The organism is Acinetobacter bereziniae LMG 1003 = CIP 70.12, from assembly GCF_000368925.1.
Classification (GTDB): Bacteria; Pseudomonadota; Gammaproteobacteria; order Pseudomonadales; family Moraxellaceae; genus Acinetobacter; species Acinetobacter bereziniae.
Map to the genome: position 1 here is coordinate 2,337,260 of NZ_KB849756.1, position 17,982 is coordinate 2,355,241.

A 17,982-nucleotide genomic window follows, 5' to 3' on the forward strand; every position below is an offset into this window, starting at 1 on the left:
TTCATTGCGTCTTCAGTTCACAATAACATGAATTTGAAAAAAATAATTTAAATACATAAGAAAATTATGGATTTAAATGCTGATGATTCATTATTAAATTTTCTTATCGTTGTCTTGAGTTTAGCATGGCTAAATCAGCTTGAGTTAATCTAAAATTTTTCAAATCTTGTTCTTTCATCATCGGATACATGAGTGCTTTAGGGTCATTATTATGTGCAAGACCTAAAGTATGACCTAGTTCATGTGCAATGGTGACTCTTAGATCTGCATCGGACTCAAATTCATAAATATTAATGGTTTTACCGTCAAATACACCTTTGTCAAATTGGCGTGGCTGAAAACGCATATTAAACTGATCAACAGATTGATTATATTGATGGTTTACTGAATTAAGCTGCTCGACTTGACGATTTAATGTATCTACTTTTTGGTTATAAATATCTAATTGTTGTTTCAATCGACTCTGTTCAATGATCAATTGATTTTTTTGTTGATCTAATTCAAATCTTGCAGATGCATCTAAATTTTGCCTTGATTGATTAAGTGCATTGATCAGTTGATTATATTGTTCAACTTTATGTTGATAACTATGCTTTTGAAAGTCTAGTTCTCGATTGGCTTGATTTAATTCAAGATGCAGTTGTTGAATTTTTTGCTTTTCACTTTGAGAATATTGTTGGGTATTTTCTAAGGTGCGTAAGGCTTGAGTTCTGGCACTGGACTCAGCTTGGCGCTCATCATAAATCAAATTAATCGTCAGCTTTGCCTGATCGTCATAAACAAATAAACTTTGCATTGTACCTAAGTGCCATATGTCAGCCGCTTCTTGCGCTAAATTTTTTACCTGTGCTTTGCTCAGATGGAAGCGAGGATCAACTTCACCAATGCGATAACGCAATCGAGTATCTAAAGGGTGTGTAATGCGATCAATCGCTGAATTATGGTTGAGTTGCGGATACATCATGCGTTGAATCGCAAAATATGCCGTAAAAATAATGACGCTAACAATAATCCAGAAACGCATGCTTGCTTAAAAAAATAATTTTTGTTATCGATAATTTATCTGAAAATTACACAATCGCAAAGACTGATGAATGGAATGTTGATTTTAGGCTGGATTTTTTTAATTGCTGGCATTTGCTGTTGGGTGAATGTCATATATTGCTTGGTACAGCTCTTTCGAGCAAAGTTAGTGCTAGAAATGCCTTTGGTGCAAAAGTCTAAAAATTTTAGCGTTACTCATAAAGGTGGCTATTCAATTTGGCAGGAAGGACCATTATTTAAACTCGCACCTCTGGCTTTTATTCACCCTAAAATCGTCAATCTCGATTCACAAGAGGAGGTTAAATTGACCCCAAGTCTAGGGAGACCACATAAAAATAGTTTTACACGAGGTTCAAATTTAATGTTTTATTGTGAGTTGGAGGTTGGAAATTACAACTTAACGATTGTTGAAGGCTCATCATTAAATCAGTTAGAAAAACAAATTTCCCAGAAAGTGATTGATCATTTACCAATAAATAAAGTCCTTGATCAGCAATACAATCTACAAATAAAACACAGCCTCAGCAAAAAACAACGACTAATTATGTTGATATGTATATTTGCAGGACTATTTTTATTCATGAAAGGATTGTTTACCCTATTACAGCTCAGTTTAGGAATTAGGATGGAAGGCGCGATCTGATCAATTTTATTTAGGGGCTAAACAGGATATGAATATCAATAAACAGCAGGATAAATGCCAGTGCACTTAGGAATCTGTTCATCCAAACGGATATGCTTAAGTATTCAGTGGTGATATACAGGGATTTAAATTGTAAGGGATGTCGCATGATATAACTGATTTTCTGTTTAAACACTGCTGTGACAGCGTATTGTTGTTTTAGAACAACTTGCCGCACAATAAAAGCATTTATCCACCAAAATACCAGTAAAATCATTAAAATAATCAAGATACTCAACCCCAATCGAATCCAATCATTCTGCTCAAAAAAAGCTAATTCAGTATAAAAATGGCTCATCAGTACGATGCTGACCAGTAACATCGTGCGATAAAAACTTTGTTGGATAAATTGAAGATGCAAAGGGTGGTTGAGTTTTTGCGTATCTGAGCGACTGACAATCTTGCGCGCAACAAGAGCAAATACATGACATAGAATTTCTAGAAAGACGTATAAAGCAAGGCTTATGCTGAGGACTTTATACATGATTAATCGTGTTCAAAAATAGGTTGATACAGTGAGGGTGTCACTAAAATCATCAATAAAATACCTGAACAGACAAAGGCAAGATCGTTAAAAATCGCAGCATAACTGGTCATGTAAATCCAGTGCATATACGGCATGAAATAAAGTAAAAATGTTGGAAAAAAACTATAAAGATAGGCTTTTCTTGCCCATTCTTTTTTCAAGCATAAGCCAAAAGTGATGATGAGTATAATTAAGCCTGCAACAGACATCACTGCCAACTCCCAAGTCTGTGGGTCTTGATAGAGGGTTTTATCAAGTAGTAATAACTCAGGTTCAGTGCAGTATATGTCTATGATTGCCGCAATAACGGGCAAAAAAAACTGAGCAAGGATCAAACTATAATAAACAGCGGGTGAAACAGCAGGGGAGTTTTTCATCGTTTGATCCATTATTATTGTGATAATTAAGATAAAAGATTTAATGCGGATTAGCAATTCATCATCTTGAAAAATCACAATGGGCTTAGCTATGCATGAGGTGTTATAACACGCAATCGCTAACGAAATGCTGTACCACTTCAGTTAAATTCCGTGCCAAATATTCTTGAGTATAAACCTGCTTAAAATGAGCCTGATACGCTTGTTCTGAATCAAAGCGTTCCCAGAGCAGTAAACGTCTTGGCTCTTGTTGACATTGATGCAGTTGGAACATGCTACATCCTGGTTCTTGTAGAAGGGTCATTGTGCATAATGATTGTAAAGCTTCACGGGTTTCTAAGATTTTATTTTCATCTAGTATTCTTAATTCTGCGGTGATGTAAAAGCCTGAATGAAACATGTTTTTTACTCCGATTTAAAGTAGGAAGTAAAAAGCTTAACTGCTCGAGTTCACTCTAGCTCAAGCATTTTTTCAGCATAAATTTTAATTTTATAGTCAACAATACTCTGCTCTTGTTGAAGTCTTTGAATTTCCAGTTTTAATTGAGCAGAATGCTCAATCAGAAGCTGCTGTCTTTGTTTTAAAGTGTGTTCTCCCTGTAAACGAAATTCGGCAAAATCTTGAATTTTTTCTAAAGGCATTCCTGTTGATTTTAAACGTTTGATCCATTCAAGCCATTCTAAATCAAGTGAAGTATATACACGTTGTCCTGACAGGTTACGATGGATGTTTTTCAGCAACCCAATTTGTTCATAGTAACGTAGTGTATGGATGGATAAACCTGTTTTTTTAGAAATGTCAGAGATTAGCAAAGCACACACTCCATATAGTCAATCTGTTGAAAAATGCAAACAGTAAAATATAATTTCTCTGGACCCATAAAATCAATGCGATGAAAATAGTGTTGAATGATATAAAACTTTCATTGCCAAGCTTTAGATCTAAAGTTTAAATAGACTTGTATAAAGATGATTTGCCAGCATAAAAAAACCGCTCAATCTCTTGAGCGGTTTTCGATTAAAGCGACAAATTATTTTTTGTCATCTTTTACTTCTGTGAATTCAGCATCGACTACGCCATCATCAGCTTTTTGCTGTTGTTGACCTGCATCACCACCGAATTGGTTCGGGTCAAAGCCTTGTGCTCCACCTTGACCTTGAGTAGCTTCATAAGCGCGTTGAGTGATCGGCATAATGATGTTTTGTAAAGCTTCAGTTTTCGCTTTGATTGCTTCAACATCATTTTCTTTCGCAGTTACTTCTAATTCAGAAACTGCTGTTTCAATTGCAGTTTTTTCATCAGCAGTGACTTGCTCGCCAAGATCTTTAACTGCTTTATTTGCAGAAGCAACTAAAGCATCAGCTTCGTTACGTGCTTTTGCAAGTTCTTCAAACTTACGATCTTCTTCAGCATTTGCTTCAGCATCTTTGATCATTGCTTCGATTTCAGCATCAGACAAACCTGAGTTTGCTTTAATCTGGATTGATTGCTCTTTACCAGTGCTCTTATCTTTAGCAGATACTTTCAAGATACCATCAGCATTAATGTCAAATGATACTTCAATTTGTGGCACACCACGTGGAGCAGGTGGGATATCGCCTAATTGGAAGTTACCCAACAATTTGTTTTGTTGAGCCATTTTACGTTCACCTTGGTAAACTGAAATGTCTACTGCTGGTTGGTTGTCTGCTGCTGTAGAGAATACTTGAGATTTCTTCGCAGGAATCGTCGTGTTTTTCTCAATAATTGCAGTTAACACGCCACCCATGGTTTCAATACCTAGTGTTAACGGTGTTACGTCAAGTAAAAGTACGTCAGTTTTGTCACCAGACAATACTGCACCTTGAATTGCCGCACCGATAGCAACAGCTTCATCTGGGTTCACATCTTTACGAGGTTCTTTACCGAAGAACTCTTGTACTTTCTGTTGAACCATTGGCATACGTGATTGACCACCAACCAAAATCACGTCAGAGATATCAGAAGTCGAAAGACCTGCATCTTTAAGCGCAATTTTACAAGGCTCAATCGTACGAGCAACTAAGTCAGCAACTAAACCTTCTAATTTCGCACGTGTTACATTCATCACTAAGTGTTTAGGACCTGTTGCATCCGCAGTGATGTATGGCAAATTAATTTCAGTAGAATTTGATGAAGAAAGCTCAATTTTGGCTTTTTCAGCAGCTTCTTTTAAACGTTGTAATGCAAGAGGATCTTGTTTCAAGTTGAAGTTTTGTTCTTTTTTGAACTCTTCAACCAAATAGTCGATCAATGCATTATCAAAGTCTTCACCACCAAGGAATGTATCACCATTGGTAGACAATACTTCGATTTGTTGGTCGCCATCTAAGTCTGCGATTTCAATGATTGATACGTCAAATGTACCACCACCTAAGTCATATACCGCAACTTTACGGTCGCCTTCTTTTTTGTCCATACCGAACGCAAGTGCAGCAGCAGTCGGTTCGTTAATGATACGTTTAACTTCTAGACCTGCAATACGACCAGCATCTTTCGTTGCTTGACGTTGAGCGTCATTGAAGTAAGCAGGTACAGTAATAACTGCTTCAGTTACTGTTTCACCTAAATAATCTTCCGCAGTTTTTTTCATTTTTTTCAAAATTTCTGCTGAGATTTGTTGAGGTGCAAGTTTTTTATCATTCACTTCCACCCAAGCATCGCCATTGTCTGCTTTGATGATTTTGAATGGTGCAATACCGATATCTTTTTGTACAGCTTGATCTTCGTATTTACGACCGATCAAACGTTTGATCGCGAATAATGTATTTTTAGGGTTAGTCACTGCTTGACGTTTAGCAGACTGACCTACAAGAATTTCGCCATCTTTATATGCAACGATAGAAGGTGTTGTACGCGCGCCTTCAGCATTTTCAATTACTTTAACTTTATCGCCTTCAAGTACAGCAACACATGAGTTTGTTGTACCTAAATCAATACCAATAATTTTAGCCATAAATCTATTCCTCTAAATTCTTTTGAATCCCTTTTATTTCTCCCTTGAGAAAGGAAGCGTTAAAAGGATTTTCTTGTTATCCGATATGAGAGCCATTCAAAAATTTTCAAGTCATTATTTGAGAAAATTCATGAAAATATTTTCAAAAAGCCCTCATTTATTAAGCTTATTGACCCACCATGACCATTGCAGGGCGAAGTAGTCGACCATTTAAGGTATAACCTTTTTGCAAAACGGTACCAATTTGGTTGGCAGCTGCATTTGGGTCGATCCCTACGGCTTGGTGTAAGTCAGCATTGAAGCCATTTGTGGTATCTGCTTCAACAACACCAAATTTTTCTAAAGTGGTAAGAAGAGATTTTAACGTGAGTTTTACACCTTCAAGTACAGGCGTTTCTTCATCGCCACCTGCCTGAATCGCACGTTCAAGATTGTCTACAGAATCTAATAATTCTTTTGCAAACTTCTCCAATACCGTATCTTTATGTTTTTCAGCATCGCGTTGAATACGCTCAACGCTTTTTTGTGCTTCATATACTGCATTTGCCGTACGGGCTTTTTCCAGTTTTAAACTCTCTTCTAAATTGCTGATTTGAGCTTGTAAAGCTTCAACGGTAACTTCAACCTGTTCATTTTCAGTCTGAGTTTGCTGTTCTGCTTGCTCGTTTTGAAGATCTTGGGCTTCTTGATTTTGCTCAGTTGCCATTGATTTACTCCGTTTAAATGGGTTCTTAAACATGTACAGTCCTTATCGGCAGCAGTTTTGCACTGTGTTCATTTTTGAACTGCCATGGTCGTTTAATTCGTCAATGAATATGAAATGTGGGCGAGCTACTAAAATTCAAGCAAGATTGAATATTATTTAATGAAATTCAGCAAAAAAACTCACAAGCGTAACTGAATAACATATAAATCTTAATTCATTGTGTGAATATTCAGCAAATACATAGATTTTTTTCCACAAACAAAATGAGAAATTGTTTTTTTCTTATTCTTAAATTGTGAAAAATGACCATTAAATTCATAAATTAAAATTGAATGAATAGATAAAAATTATAAATTAATATATAAAACCGATTAAACTTATTGAAAATAAGGCTTTGCGAAAAACATAGAGTTTCATTATGATGCTCCTAAGATTCTATGGCTGTAGTTTCTTTTTATTTGAATATGTTTTTCATAGCTTATCCAATCTTCTTGGATAAGCTTTTTTTTGCTTCATTAAAAATTTTAACAATGTAACTAATACGAGACTTTTACGGTAAAAATATATTTTTCAACATGAGCTTTCTTCTTGTGTCAACTCAGCTCATATTTAAAAACTCAGACAAATGAATGATTTAACGTTGATATTTTATTTAGTCAAAATAAGTAATTGATTTAATAAACTTTGCAGAACTTATACGGCAACACGTTAAAAGTCTTACCAAGCTGCAACGAACTTAGCTGAAAAAATGGCAATCATAGTCAGCACGATGATGCGGACTGTATTGTCGTTTTTTAATCGAGTGATGATAAAGGAATTGATGATGAAAAAATCAGGTCTTATTTTTATGTTATTGGCAGGTGTTGCGGTGATGAGTACAGCATGTACTTCAAGTGAAACCACACAAGCACCTGAAACCACACAATCAGCGCCAATGAGTTCAGCAGATCAGCACCAATCTGCACAAACAGCAACAGTTGATCCTGCTCAGCAAGGCACTGCGGTAGAAGGTGATGCTACGATTCAACAATCGCAACCAGCTCAAGCCACTCAAGATCCAACTTTGGGTGAACAACCTTCAGCTCAGTAAGTTCTGAATTTAAAAATCAGGCGACTTTTTGGATGCCTCCATCGCCTGATTTCTAATGATCAATAGGATCGGATTAGTATTTATTCACCTGAGAGTGAACATTCAAAGTTGGTCCGATCCACAGTACAACGTGCTCGCTTAAGCACTGACATCATGGTTGGGTCATAGACTCCTTGTTTGGTCAATTCTAAGCGTGTATCCCGAAGTAGTTTTTGATAACGCTCTTTGTCCTCTTTACTTAAATTCAGACGATATTTATTTGGAATGCTTTCCTCTTGTTTTCTGACCATTTCAAACTGCTTTGGCATTTTTTTAAGGAACCATTCTCGAGATAGGTTACCAAAACCTGGAGAAAATTTACTGGTATTAAAAATCAAATCGGCAGTGACATTGAGTACAGGGAAGTTAAACATTGCCCCATTGCTACCTAAGCCTTTTGAAAGTTCTAAAGGTTTAAATGCATAAGCTGGCGCACCCACCATATCTACTTTGCCCTGATTAAACTTCACAATAAAATCTGAAATATCTGATAAAACAGGGATTGCGCCGACACGTTTTACTGCGGCGATCTGGGCTTTATCATAGGACAATACGGCGAATTTCTTTCCGCGTCCTTTTTCAATGGTGTTAATCGATCTATCATTCACAAAAATATAAGCAGGACCGATTTGAGCGATACCCCCCACTTCATACTCCACACCGTTGATTGTTGATTTCAGTCGTTGCGTGTTTCTTTTATCTAAAACGAAATTAATGGCTTTTAAGGCGATGGCATTGTTTGGAACGCCACCAAGCGCATCAATAGAACCAGCAAATTTATTAAATTGGCGTGCTCGCATTGCTGTTAAAAAGACAGCATCACATTTACCACTTTGGAAGTCTCGTTCTGCCATTTCTTCATTTTGATAAGCAATCAGCTGTATATCGGTATTCCACGCTTTTGCAGCGAGTGCCCATTCCTCCATCATTTTATAAGATTCACCAGCTTTTCCTAATAAGTCAAATACACAGACATCCTGTTTAGCTTGAGAAGCGCTTGATAATCCTAATAATGCGAGTGATGTAAAAGCAATAAATCCCTTTTTCATGTTATATCCTTATAGCTAAAAAGTGCTTTATTTATAATCAATATAGTAATTTTATTTAGATAAAAATAGAGCTTTTGCTCTATTTCCGATGAATAAACCATTGAAAGTGTTACTTAATGTGATTTAATTTTCACTTTATTATTTTAGTGAGATGTGTTTTATATTTTTCATGTGTTGCTGTGATTAAATAAAAACTCTCTAGTTTTGATCTAGATATCTATTCACAGTGAAAAGATCAATTTTATTAATGAAAAAAGTGAATAAGTAAATCTAAAAAACATATTTTTAATAATATACAAAAACCTTACCATAAGGCAGATTCTCTTCTTTTTCCATTGATTGTCAGCTTATATTCATCATGAAATTTCAGCAGCTTATTTTACTTTGCTCGTCTTTAGCTATGTTTAGCTATAGTGGTTGGGTAAATGCACGTCCAATTGTGATTGGTTATCAAACCAATATAGAGCCTGCCAAAGTTGCACAGGCTGATGGTGTATATGACAAAGTGATTGGAGAAAAACTGGATTGGCGCTTATTTAACAGTGGTGCTGAAGTTTTAACTGCTTTGGCTTCAGGCTCTGTAGATATTGCTTTGATTGGATCTAGTCCTTTAGGCGCTGCTGTTGCCAATAACTTGCCAATAGATGTGTTTTTGATTTCAACAGATTTAAAAAGTGCAGAAGCCTTGGTGGTCAGAAATGGTTCTGGTATCCATCATCCGCAAGATTTGATTGGGAAAAAAGTGGCTACGCCATTTGCTTCGACTTCGCACTACAGTTTATTGGGCGCATTGCAACACTGGAATATTAAACCCAATCAGATTCGGTTGTTGAACCTCAAGCCTGCTGAAATTAATGCGGCATGGCGTCGAGGAGATATCGATGCCGCTTTTGTATGGTCTCCAGCACTTGCCAATATCAAAAAAACAGGCAAGGTGATGACGGATGCAGGGCAGGTTGGGCAATGGGGTTCGCCTACATTTGAAGTTTGGGTCGCACGTAAGGATTTTGCGCAAAAGCATCCTGAAGTACTCAGCAAATTTTCCTCGGTGACTTTGAATTACTATGATGCTTACAACCGTAATAAGCGCCATTGGACTGCAAACTCAGCCGAAGTACAAAAAATTGCCAAAATTACCGGAGTTGATGCGCAAGATGTTCCAACGCTTCTTGCAGGGGCAGAATATCCTGATCGTCAAGCACAACTAAGCCCACAGTATTTAGGTGGGCGAACTACACAAAATATTGCCAATGCGGTTAACTTTTTGAAAGTACAGGGCTTGGTTAAAAAGGTCTCACCAAATTATCAACAATTTATTAACACTCGTTTTATCAACGCGTCAAAATAGAAATCGGGACTATTCATCATGGCTGTATTGACTGTAGAACACGTACAAGCACAGTACCCAGGTGCTGAGCAACCGGTACTTCAAGATGTGTCATTTCAATTGGGCTCCGAACAACTCATGGTTGCTTTGGGGGCGTCGGGAAGTGGTAAGACCACATTATTAAACTTGATTGCAGGTTTTACCCATCCCCAAGCAGGAAATATCAAGCTTGATGGAGAAAGTATTGTTGCACCAAGTCGTGATCGTGGTGTGGTGTTCCAAGATGATGTTTTGCTGCCTTGGCAGAATGTTGAGGATAATATTGCTTTTGGTTTAGAACTGGCAGGTATTGATAAAAAAACACGTCAAATGCGGGCGCATGAATTATTGAAACTGGTCAATTTAGACGGGTTTGGACAGCGTCATATTTGGGAGCTTTCAGGCGGTCAACGGCAACGAGTTGGATTAGCACGCGCTTTGGCTTCAGATCCTAAAATTCTACTGATGGATGAACCGTTCGGTGCTTTAGATGCTTTTATACGCGAACAAATGCAGTGTTTGTTGTTAGATGTATGGAAAAGTACGGCAAAACCAACTTTCTTAATCACTCATGATATTGAAGAAGCAGTTTTCCTTGCGACAGATCTGATTATTTTAGCACCTAATCCTGGACGAATTGTCGAGCGATTAACACTGGACTTTGCAAAAAGATATGCCAGTGGTGAGTCAGCAAGGAGTATCAAATCAGATCCAAAATTTATTGAAATGCGTGAGCATGTGTTGAGTCGTGTATTTATTCAAAATCATCAAGAGCAATCTCACTCATCTCAACAAACGTCAGCTCAAGGGCAAAAGGTGTAATGATGACAGCACAATTAGACCCTAAATTAATGACCTCGGCGCAATCACAGCCCCAAAAAAATAATGTTCCACGTGAAGTGAATATTACCTTGATCAGTAGCATGACAATTGTGGTATTGCTTGCAATTTGGTGGTTTGTCACTGCTGTAGGTTGGATTGATGCTTTGTTTTTGCCATCACCAGTTGCAGTATTAGACCGCTTGCAAGATTTGATGACCAATGGCTATATGAGTATCAGCTTATGGAGCCATATTGGCGCAAGCTTAGGTCGTATTGGCACGGCTTTGGTTGCTGCTGTAATTACGGCTATTCCTGTGGGAATTGCAATAGGTCGAAATAAAGTAATACGTGGTGTTGTCGATCCAATCATCGAATTTTACCGTCCAATTCCCCCTTTGGCTTATTTGCCTTTGATCGTAATTTGGTGTGGTATTGGTGAGTTATCTAAAGTTTTATTGATTTATCTTGCGATTTTTGCCCCGATTGTTATCGCAACGGCAACAGGCGTACGTTCGGTCGACCAAGCAAAAATTCGTGCTGCACAGTCTTTGGGTGCAACGCCATTGCAAATTATTCAACATGTGGTTTTACCGAGTGCTTTACCTGGCATTTTAACAGGTATTCGTATTGGACTTGGCGTGGGGTGGTCAACATTGGTTGCTGCTGAGTTGGTTGGTGCTTCAGAAGGTTTAGGCTTTATGGTGCAATCATCGTCACAACTTTTGGCAACAGATGTTGTGATTGTGGGTATTTTGATTATTGCTGTGATTGCCTTTGCACTGGAAATTGGATTACGCCGTTTGCAAAAGAAATTGGTTCCTTGGGATAAACAAGCTCACTAAGCGCTTTGATTTAAATCTTTGTGGGCATGTTGGCAAGATTGATAAAAACGCAATCGCCCTCAAATTGATTATTGTATTTTTAAAGCTTTAATAATGATTTGCCTTTAAAACATCGTGAGATGATCGAGGAAGAAATGAACGCTGTTGTATCAAATACTTTTAAAATTACACCATTGAATCCTACTATTGGTGCTGTGATTGAAGGGATTAATTTTAATCAAGCTTTGACGCCTGAAGAAAAGACATTGATCGAAACAGCATTGCTAAAACATCAGGTTATTTTTTTTAGAAATCAGCCGATGACAGCTCAGCAACATGCTGCTTTCGCTCGACAGTTTGGACAGTTACATATTCATCCCATTTATCCAAATATTCCAGAACAACCAGAAATTATGGTTTTGGATACCGAATTAAATGATTTGCGTGATAATGCACTGTGGCATACCGATGTCACTTTCCTTGAAGAACCTGCAATGGGTGCAATTTTGAGTGCGAAGAAAGTTCCAGCATGGGGTGGCGATACACTCTGGTCAAGTGGTACGGCAGCGTTTGAAGCATTGTCTCAACCAATGCAAGAGATGTTATCGGGTTTAACCGCAACACATGATATTGCACGTTCATTTCCGATAGATCGCTTTGGTGGTGACCCAGCAGAGTTGGAAAAGTTAGAAGCAGCCAAGAAAAAGCATCCACCGATTAGCCATCCTGTGATTCGTACTCATCCCATTACAGGTCGTAAAGCCTTATTTGTGAGTGAGGGGTTTACAACACGAATCAATGAATTAGAAGCCAAAGAAAGTGATGCAGTTTTGAAAATGTTGTTTGAGCATATTCAAAAACCTGAGTTTGTGGTGCGTTGGTCTTGGCAAGCCAATGATGTTGCATTTTGGGACAATCGTTGTACTTTCCACTATGCAGTTGATGATTATCGCCCACAGCACCGGGTTATGAATCGAGCAACATTGATGGGTGATCGACCATTTTATCAAGCAGATTAAGTTTCCACCGTTAAAAACCAATCAGATTCGATTGGTTTTTTTACGTTTGAATGTATTAAATTTAAAATCAATAAAAATCATAAATTTACATAATTGTTTTAGCAATAAATATAATAAAGCTATTTAAAAACTAAGACGGTACATTCAGACTGGTACAAGGTTTTTGTGATTAAAAGCATTAAACTATTTGGAAATTCAAGATTTCAATGTAGGTTTTTTATGTGAAAAATGTTTAATTATTCATCAAAATTAAATAAACGATCAACATACTAAACAAGAATAATTTATTGCTTGTTGGAAATATCATGTTGATTAATAATAAAAAGCAAATCTTTTTGCTGAGTATGCTTTCTACGTTGCTGGTGGCATGTAATGATGATAATGATCATTCAAATGTTGATCAACCTGTAGAAGCAAAACCATTAGAGTTAAACATCCTACATATAAATGACCACCATTCACATTTAGATGAAGAAAGTATTAAATTTAAAACCAATGTGGGGACAGGGGACGAAGAATTCAGTGTTACAAGTGGTGGTTTTGCGCGTGTAGCCAGCTTAATTAATCAACTTACAGCAGAAAAGAAAAACGCTTTTAAAATCCATGCAGGTGATGCCACCACTGGTGATTTGTACTATAACCTTACGGACGGTAAAGCAGATGCTGATGCGATGAATACCGTTTGTTTTGATACATTTACCCCTGGAAATCATGAGTTCGATGCTAAGGATGATGGTTTAAAGAAATTTATTGGTTTCCTAGACCAAGGTACTTGTAAAGAAAAGACTCAAGTCCTGACTGCCAACGTAAGTTTCGGGGCATCTTCGCCATTATATAAAACCAACCGTATTTTAAAGTCACAAGTCTTTGAGAAAGATGGTGTTAAATTCGCAATTATTGGTTTAACTGTGGCGAAAAAAACCAAAAACTCTTCTCAGCCGAATGCTGATACATTATTTGCTGATGAAATCGAAACCGCACAACAAGAAATTAATCAATACAAAGCACAAGGCATCAAAAATATTATTCTACAAACCCATGTGGGATATGACCTCGATCAACAGTTGGCAAAATCACTTACAGATGTCGATGTGATCATTGGTGGCGATTCACATACTTTACTGGGTCCAGATGGCTTAAAAAAATATGGGATGACGCCTGAAGGTGCTTATCCGACTCAGCTACGCAATAAAGATGGTCAATTGGTCTGTGTGGCTCAAGCTTGGCAATATAGTTATATCGTGGGAGATCTCAATGTTAAGTTCGACAAAAATGGTAATGTCGAAAGCTGTAGTGGTACGCCGCATGTTTTAATTGGAAATAATTTTACCCGTACAGCGAAAGATGCAAAAGCAGTCACCGAAACAGAAAAACAAGCTATTCTGGCTCAATTTAAAACAGACAATGCACCGTTTACTGTGGTCACACCATTACAAAAGACTTTAGATGTTTTAAAACCCTATCAGGATCAAAAGAAAAGCTTTGCTCAAAAAATTGTAGGGCAGGCGACAGATAATCTATGCTCGCGCCGAGTACCAGGAACATTACGTGATGTAAACCGTTCTACATTAGGAGATGTGTGTAATAAAAATACTCATGTCGATCAACATGGTGGTGATATTCAGCAAATTATTGCCGAAGCATTTTTACAACAAGGTAAAGTGTTTTTTGGTGCAGATATTTCCTTCCAAAATGGCGGTGGTGTCCGTGAAGATGTTGCTTTGGGCGATGTCACGGTCGGTAAAATTTATAATGTATTACCTTTTAAAAATACGTTGTTGCGTTTAGATTTGACCGGTGCTGAAGTTAAAGCAACACTCGAAGATGCGATCGACGGAGTGATTACCCAGAATAACACGGGAAGTTATCCATACACGGGTGGTTTACGTTGGAATGTTGATTTCACAAAAGATAAAGGTCAGCGCCTCAGTCAAATACAAGTACGTAATGTAGCAGGACAATATGAAAATATTGATCTGAATAAAACCTATAAAGTGATCACCATTGATTTTCTTGCCAATGGTGGGGATTACTATACGACTTTAAAGACCATCGCTGGTGAGCGTCGTTTAGATGTCGGCTTAGATTATGCAGAGGCTTTTCTTAAATATGCCCAAGCTTTGACTGGTCAAGAAGGGCAAAAGAAAATTAATAAATTAGCAACGACTGAATATAGTACTCAGCTATTTATAGATAAAGCGAAATAACCTGAAAGACAATAAAAAAATCTCGCTTAGGTGGGATTTTTTATTTTTTCTGTCTAGGTAAAACCTTGATAGTCTTGAGGTTGATAGCGCATAGGAATTTCAAAACGTTTAAATTATCTTAGACGAAGAAAATGGATTGCTTTAAAAGAATAATGAAGGCTAAAAATCTAAGAAAGAATTGCAAAAATAGATGCTTCACATTAAAATGAGCCAAAATTTAGCCACGATGGCTTAAATAATCACAATGATGACCGTATTTTTTTCTTTCACTTGCCTTATTTGATCTTGTAACGTTGCCATTTGACAAGATTATAGACGACCACTGACTGGTTGCAGGATAACCATAATATCTTGATTAAACCCAGCACATTTTAGACACCTGTTTGAAATGTAATTTGAATCTACATTTACATTCAATATTCGGGAGAACAATCATGTTGTTTAGCGTATTTCTTATTTTGGGCTTTCAATAGACCCCCATACATTTTAATCGTTTAAATTAAACGAACAAAAACCTTATTTTAAAGAATATACATGTTCTTCGGGATCGCTTTGCTTGTAAAAAATACAGACAAGCTAAAGCCAAACTCGGACATGAAAAGAAAAAGTGAAGATATGAACGAATATATAAATCAACCTTTTGCACAAACGGTGCAACATGTTGAGGTTGCGGATTTTGCTGAAATTTCTCCGATTGTAAAACTCTGGGCTTTTCGATTTTTGCTGGAGCTGGGAGGCGCAAAAGAATTTATTTCTGATCATTGTTTTAGCCATCAATGGATTGCTAAGAAACTTGGTTTTTCAGAAGCATTACTTGCGGATCAATTTAATGAGCAAGCAGCTTATCAAGAACTCAATCAATTGCATAAAAGCATTCAGCAACAAAATTTATTGAATGCCTTTCAATTTAATGATGAGTTGCAATATAACTTGAAATTAATCCAGCAATTGCTGGATTTAAACGCTGTCGAAACAACGGTTTTAGGTTTTGTAGTGATGCTCAACAGTGAGCAACTTTTAGATGATGTCGCTGACACGATTGGTGAGCTCACGGCTTCTAAAACGATTCGTGCTTTGGCTGTGGTTTTAGATTTACCTTATGACGAGATCCGTCAAGCGCTGTCTGTACAAGGGCGTTTACATCGTAGTGGTTTGATCAGTGTGCAGCAGCACTATCGTAACTATTTACGTGGAAAACTGAATCTGGTCTCTAACCAATTGGCGGATAAATTATTGGTGAAAACCAATGATGTTATGGATCTTTTTGTTGGCACGATCAATAAAAGTCATCCTGCTGAATTGACGCTTAGGGACTATCCTCATTTAGCCTCTGAATTGACCTTGTTGATGGCTTATCTAAAGCAAGTGAAACAGAATAAGCAAGAAGGTGTGAATATTTTTCTGTATGGCAGTTCTGGTACAGGCAAAACACAACTCTGTAAAACATTGGCACAAGAAATGGGCGTACAGCTTTTTGAAATCTCCTGTGAAGATGAAGATGGTGATGCGATTTCAGCGACAGGGCGTTTATGTGCTTATCGCGCGGCACAATGTATTTTCGATAGCCAATCTGCTTTATTGATGTTTGATGAAGTGGAAGATGTGTTTAATGACACTGAAAACGGTGTCGGCATGAAAAGCACAGCGCAAAGTCGTAAGGCTTGGGTCAACAGGATATTAGAAAAAAATCGAACACCTACGATTTGGGTTTCAAACTCTGATCAGCTTGATCCTGCATTTATACGCCGTTTTGACATGGTGTTAGAAATAAAAGTCCCCCCTAAACAGCAACGGAGCAGCTTTATACAACAGCATTGTGGTGATGATCTCAATATGTTGTATCAACAAGCGTTTGCCAATGTTGAACAACTTTCCCCTGCAATTTTACGTCGCAGTTATCGTGTTGCGAAAGTGGCACAGATGGAAAATGAAGGTTTAGTGGTACAGGAAAGCATGACTCAATTGGTTTCCAATACACTGAAAGCACAAGGGTATCAAGCGATTCGGTTGCAAGATAGCAATGCATTACCCAAATTCTATGACTTGGCTTATATCAACTGTAAGTCAAATCTTGCTGAAATCACAACAGGGATACAGCAACATGGTTTCGGACGTTTATGTCTATATGGTGCATCTGGAACGGGTAAGACCGCATTTGCAAGATGGCTTTCTGAACGTATCAATCGACCATTACTGATTAAGCGTGGCTCAGATTTGATTTCAGCTTGGGTGGGGGAAACAGAAAAAAATCTTGCAAATGCTTTTCAGGAAGCGGAAGAGATGCAAGCTGTTTTACTCTTGGATGAAGTAGATGGTTTGTTACAAGACCGTCGTCAAGCAACACGTTCTTGGGAAGTTTCTCAAGTAAATGAGTTTTTGGTTCAAATGGAAAGCTTTAATGGTGTTATGGTTGCAACAACCAATCGTTTTGATGAGTTGGATCAGGCAGCAATGCGCCGTTTTGACTTTAAGATGCATTTTGATTTTTTAAATTATGCTCAACGCTTGGCTTTGTTGGAAAACGTTTGTACCCAACTGAAGCTTGTTGTGCATGAGTCAGAGATAAAGTCTAAGTTATATGCTCTAGATCGTTTAAGTGCTGGAGACTTTGCAGTGATTGTACGACAGTCCTGTTTTCATCCGTTTGAAAGTGTGAATGCGGTTGTGCAGCATCTTGCCGATGAAATGGCTGCCAAATATAAAAGCTCACAAAGTATTGGATTTACCGCATCGACTTGATGCGGTTTTTCTTTTTAAAGTGCGATCACAAGAAAAATGCCACGATTTTCTGGCTTTCGTATGCAAAACACAGCATTAAAATAGATTGAATATGAAAAAAATACAGAAAAATGCTTAAAAAATAGATAAAAAAGCAAAAAAAAGGGTGAATTTGAGGAAAAAACATCCATCCGAACAGAAAGATTAAAAAAGGGGGTTGTGTTAGGTTAGGAATGCTGTAGAATGCACATCCATCGGCGGTGATGAAGATTAAAACTTCTGATAAAACAATGACTTGGTTGAATTGATTAAGTTGGGTTTTAGAAAGGAAGTTTAAAAAATAATTTGAAATCACAGTTGACTTTCTAGAGATAGAGAGTAATATAGCCGACCTAGCTTGATGCTGACGAAGCATGAAGAAGATCATTAAGAGAATATGAAGAACAACTTGTGTGGATTTTTACTGATTGATTGATCGAAATATTATCATTGATTGATTGGTTTAAATTACTCGAAGTTTATTTGAGAGAATTTGTCAGTA

At 37.4% G+C, this 17,982-nt stretch carries 16 protein-coding genes; 8 read left to right on the top strand and 8 right to left on the bottom strand.

The annotated features are described in order from the left end of the window. Nucleotides 1-103: 103 nt before the first annotated feature. Nucleotides 104-1,024 (bottom strand): matrixin family metalloprotease, encoded by a 921-nt coding sequence (locus tag F938_RS20750; protein WP_005034874.1) that lies wholly within the window; start codon nucleotides 1,022-1,024, stop codon nucleotides 104-106. Between the two features lie 75 nt (nucleotides 1,025-1,099). Here F938_RS20750 and F938_RS20755 point away from each other — a divergent pair, with 75 nt between their 5' ends. Continuing rightward, nucleotides 1,100-1,687: a hypothetical protein gene (locus F938_RS20755; RefSeq protein WP_227561177.1), complete on the top strand. Its 588-nt coding sequence runs from the start codon at nucleotides 1,100-1,102 to the stop codon at nucleotides 1,685-1,687. Between the two features lie 10 nt (nucleotides 1,688-1,697). On the opposite strand, the gene F938_RS20760 is transcribed toward F938_RS20755, so the two are convergent. From F938_RS20760 to grpE, 6 genes are all read right to left on the bottom strand, one after another. Beyond that, nucleotides 1,698-2,210, bottom strand: coding sequence for a hypothetical protein (locus F938_RS20760; protein WP_004824048.1), 513 nt, complete (start codon nucleotides 2,208-2,210; stop codon nucleotides 1,698-1,700). A gap of 2 nt (nucleotides 2,211-2,212) precedes the next feature. Further along, entirely contained in the window at nucleotides 2,213-2,629 is a 417-nt protein-coding gene (locus tag F938_RS20765; RefSeq protein ID WP_005034877.1) for a hypothetical protein, read from the bottom strand. A 103-nt stretch (nucleotides 2,630-2,732) separates the two neighbouring features. Then, nucleotides 2,733-3,029 carry a putative quinol monooxygenase gene (locus F938_RS20770; protein ID WP_005034880.1) on the bottom strand — a complete coding sequence of 99 codons (297 nt, stop codon included), beginning with the start codon at nucleotides 3,027-3,029 and terminating at the stop codon, nucleotides 2,733-2,735. A 50-nt stretch (nucleotides 3,030-3,079) separates the two neighbouring features. Next, nucleotides 3,080-3,442, bottom strand: coding sequence for a MerR family transcriptional regulator (locus F938_RS20775; RefSeq protein ID WP_005034882.1), 363 nt, complete (start codon nucleotides 3,440-3,442; stop codon nucleotides 3,080-3,082). A 218-nt stretch (nucleotides 3,443-3,660) separates the two neighbouring features. After that, entirely contained in the window at nucleotides 3,661-5,604 is a 1,944-nt protein-coding gene (gene dnaK / locus F938_RS20780; RefSeq protein ID WP_005034883.1) for a molecular chaperone DnaK, read from the bottom strand. Nucleotides 5,605-5,770: 166 nt separating this feature from the next. After that, complete coding sequence (gene grpE / locus F938_RS20785) at nucleotides 5,771-6,310, bottom strand: nucleotide exchange factor GrpE (protein WP_005034886.1); 540 nt, start codon at nucleotides 6,308-6,310, stop codon at nucleotides 5,771-5,773. Nucleotides 6,311-7,133: 823 nt separating this feature from the next. Between grpE and F938_RS20790 the strand changes: the two genes are divergently transcribed. After that, complete coding sequence (locus tag F938_RS20790; protein WP_005034888.1) at nucleotides 7,134-7,400, top strand: hypothetical protein; 267 nt, start codon at nucleotides 7,134-7,136, stop codon at nucleotides 7,398-7,400. An 80-nt stretch (nucleotides 7,401-7,480) separates the two neighbouring features. Here the strand turns inward: F938_RS20790 and F938_RS20795 are convergent, their stop codons facing one another. Next, entirely contained in the window at nucleotides 7,481-8,488 is a 1,008-nt protein-coding gene (locus tag F938_RS20795) for a putative solute-binding protein (RefSeq protein WP_005034890.1), read from the bottom strand. 358 nt (nucleotides 8,489-8,846) lie between these two features. Here F938_RS20795 and tauA point away from each other — a divergent pair, with 358 nt between their 5' ends. The 6 genes from tauA to F938_RS20825 all read left to right on the top strand — a co-directional run bounded on the left by tauA (nucleotide 8,847) and on the right by F938_RS20825 (nucleotide 17,462). Then, on the top strand, nucleotides 8,847-9,836 hold the full coding sequence (gene tauA, locus F938_RS20800; protein WP_010590986.1) for a taurine ABC transporter substrate-binding protein: 990 nt from the start codon (nucleotides 8,847-8,849) through the stop codon (nucleotides 9,834-9,836). 18 nt (nucleotides 9,837-9,854) lie between these two features. Next, a complete protein-coding gene (gene tauB / locus F938_RS20805) occupies nucleotides 9,855-10,676 on the top strand; it encodes a taurine ABC transporter ATP-binding subunit (RefSeq protein WP_005034895.1) in 822 nt (273 codons plus the stop codon). Between the two features lie 2 nt (nucleotides 10,677-10,678). After that, nucleotides 10,679-11,518 (top strand): taurine ABC transporter permease TauC, encoded by an 840-nt coding sequence (tauC, locus tag F938_RS20810; protein ID WP_005034898.1) that lies wholly within the window; start codon nucleotides 10,679-10,681, stop codon nucleotides 11,516-11,518. A 134-nt stretch (nucleotides 11,519-11,652) separates the two neighbouring features. Continuing rightward, on the top strand, nucleotides 11,653-12,516 hold the full coding sequence (tauD, locus tag F938_RS20815; protein WP_005034900.1) for a taurine dioxygenase: 864 nt from the start codon (nucleotides 11,653-11,655) through the stop codon (nucleotides 12,514-12,516). 305 nt (nucleotides 12,517-12,821) lie between these two features. Next, entirely contained in the window at nucleotides 12,822-14,723 is a 1,902-nt protein-coding gene (locus tag F938_RS20820; RefSeq protein ID WP_005034902.1) for a 5'-nucleotidase C-terminal domain-containing protein, read from the top strand. Nucleotides 14,724-15,338: 615 nt separating this feature from the next. Further along, complete coding sequence (locus tag F938_RS20825; protein ID WP_026040311.1) at nucleotides 15,339-17,462, top strand: AAA family ATPase; 2,124 nt, start codon at nucleotides 15,339-15,341, stop codon at nucleotides 17,460-17,462. The last annotated feature ends 520 nt before the right edge of the window (nucleotides 17,463-17,982 follow it).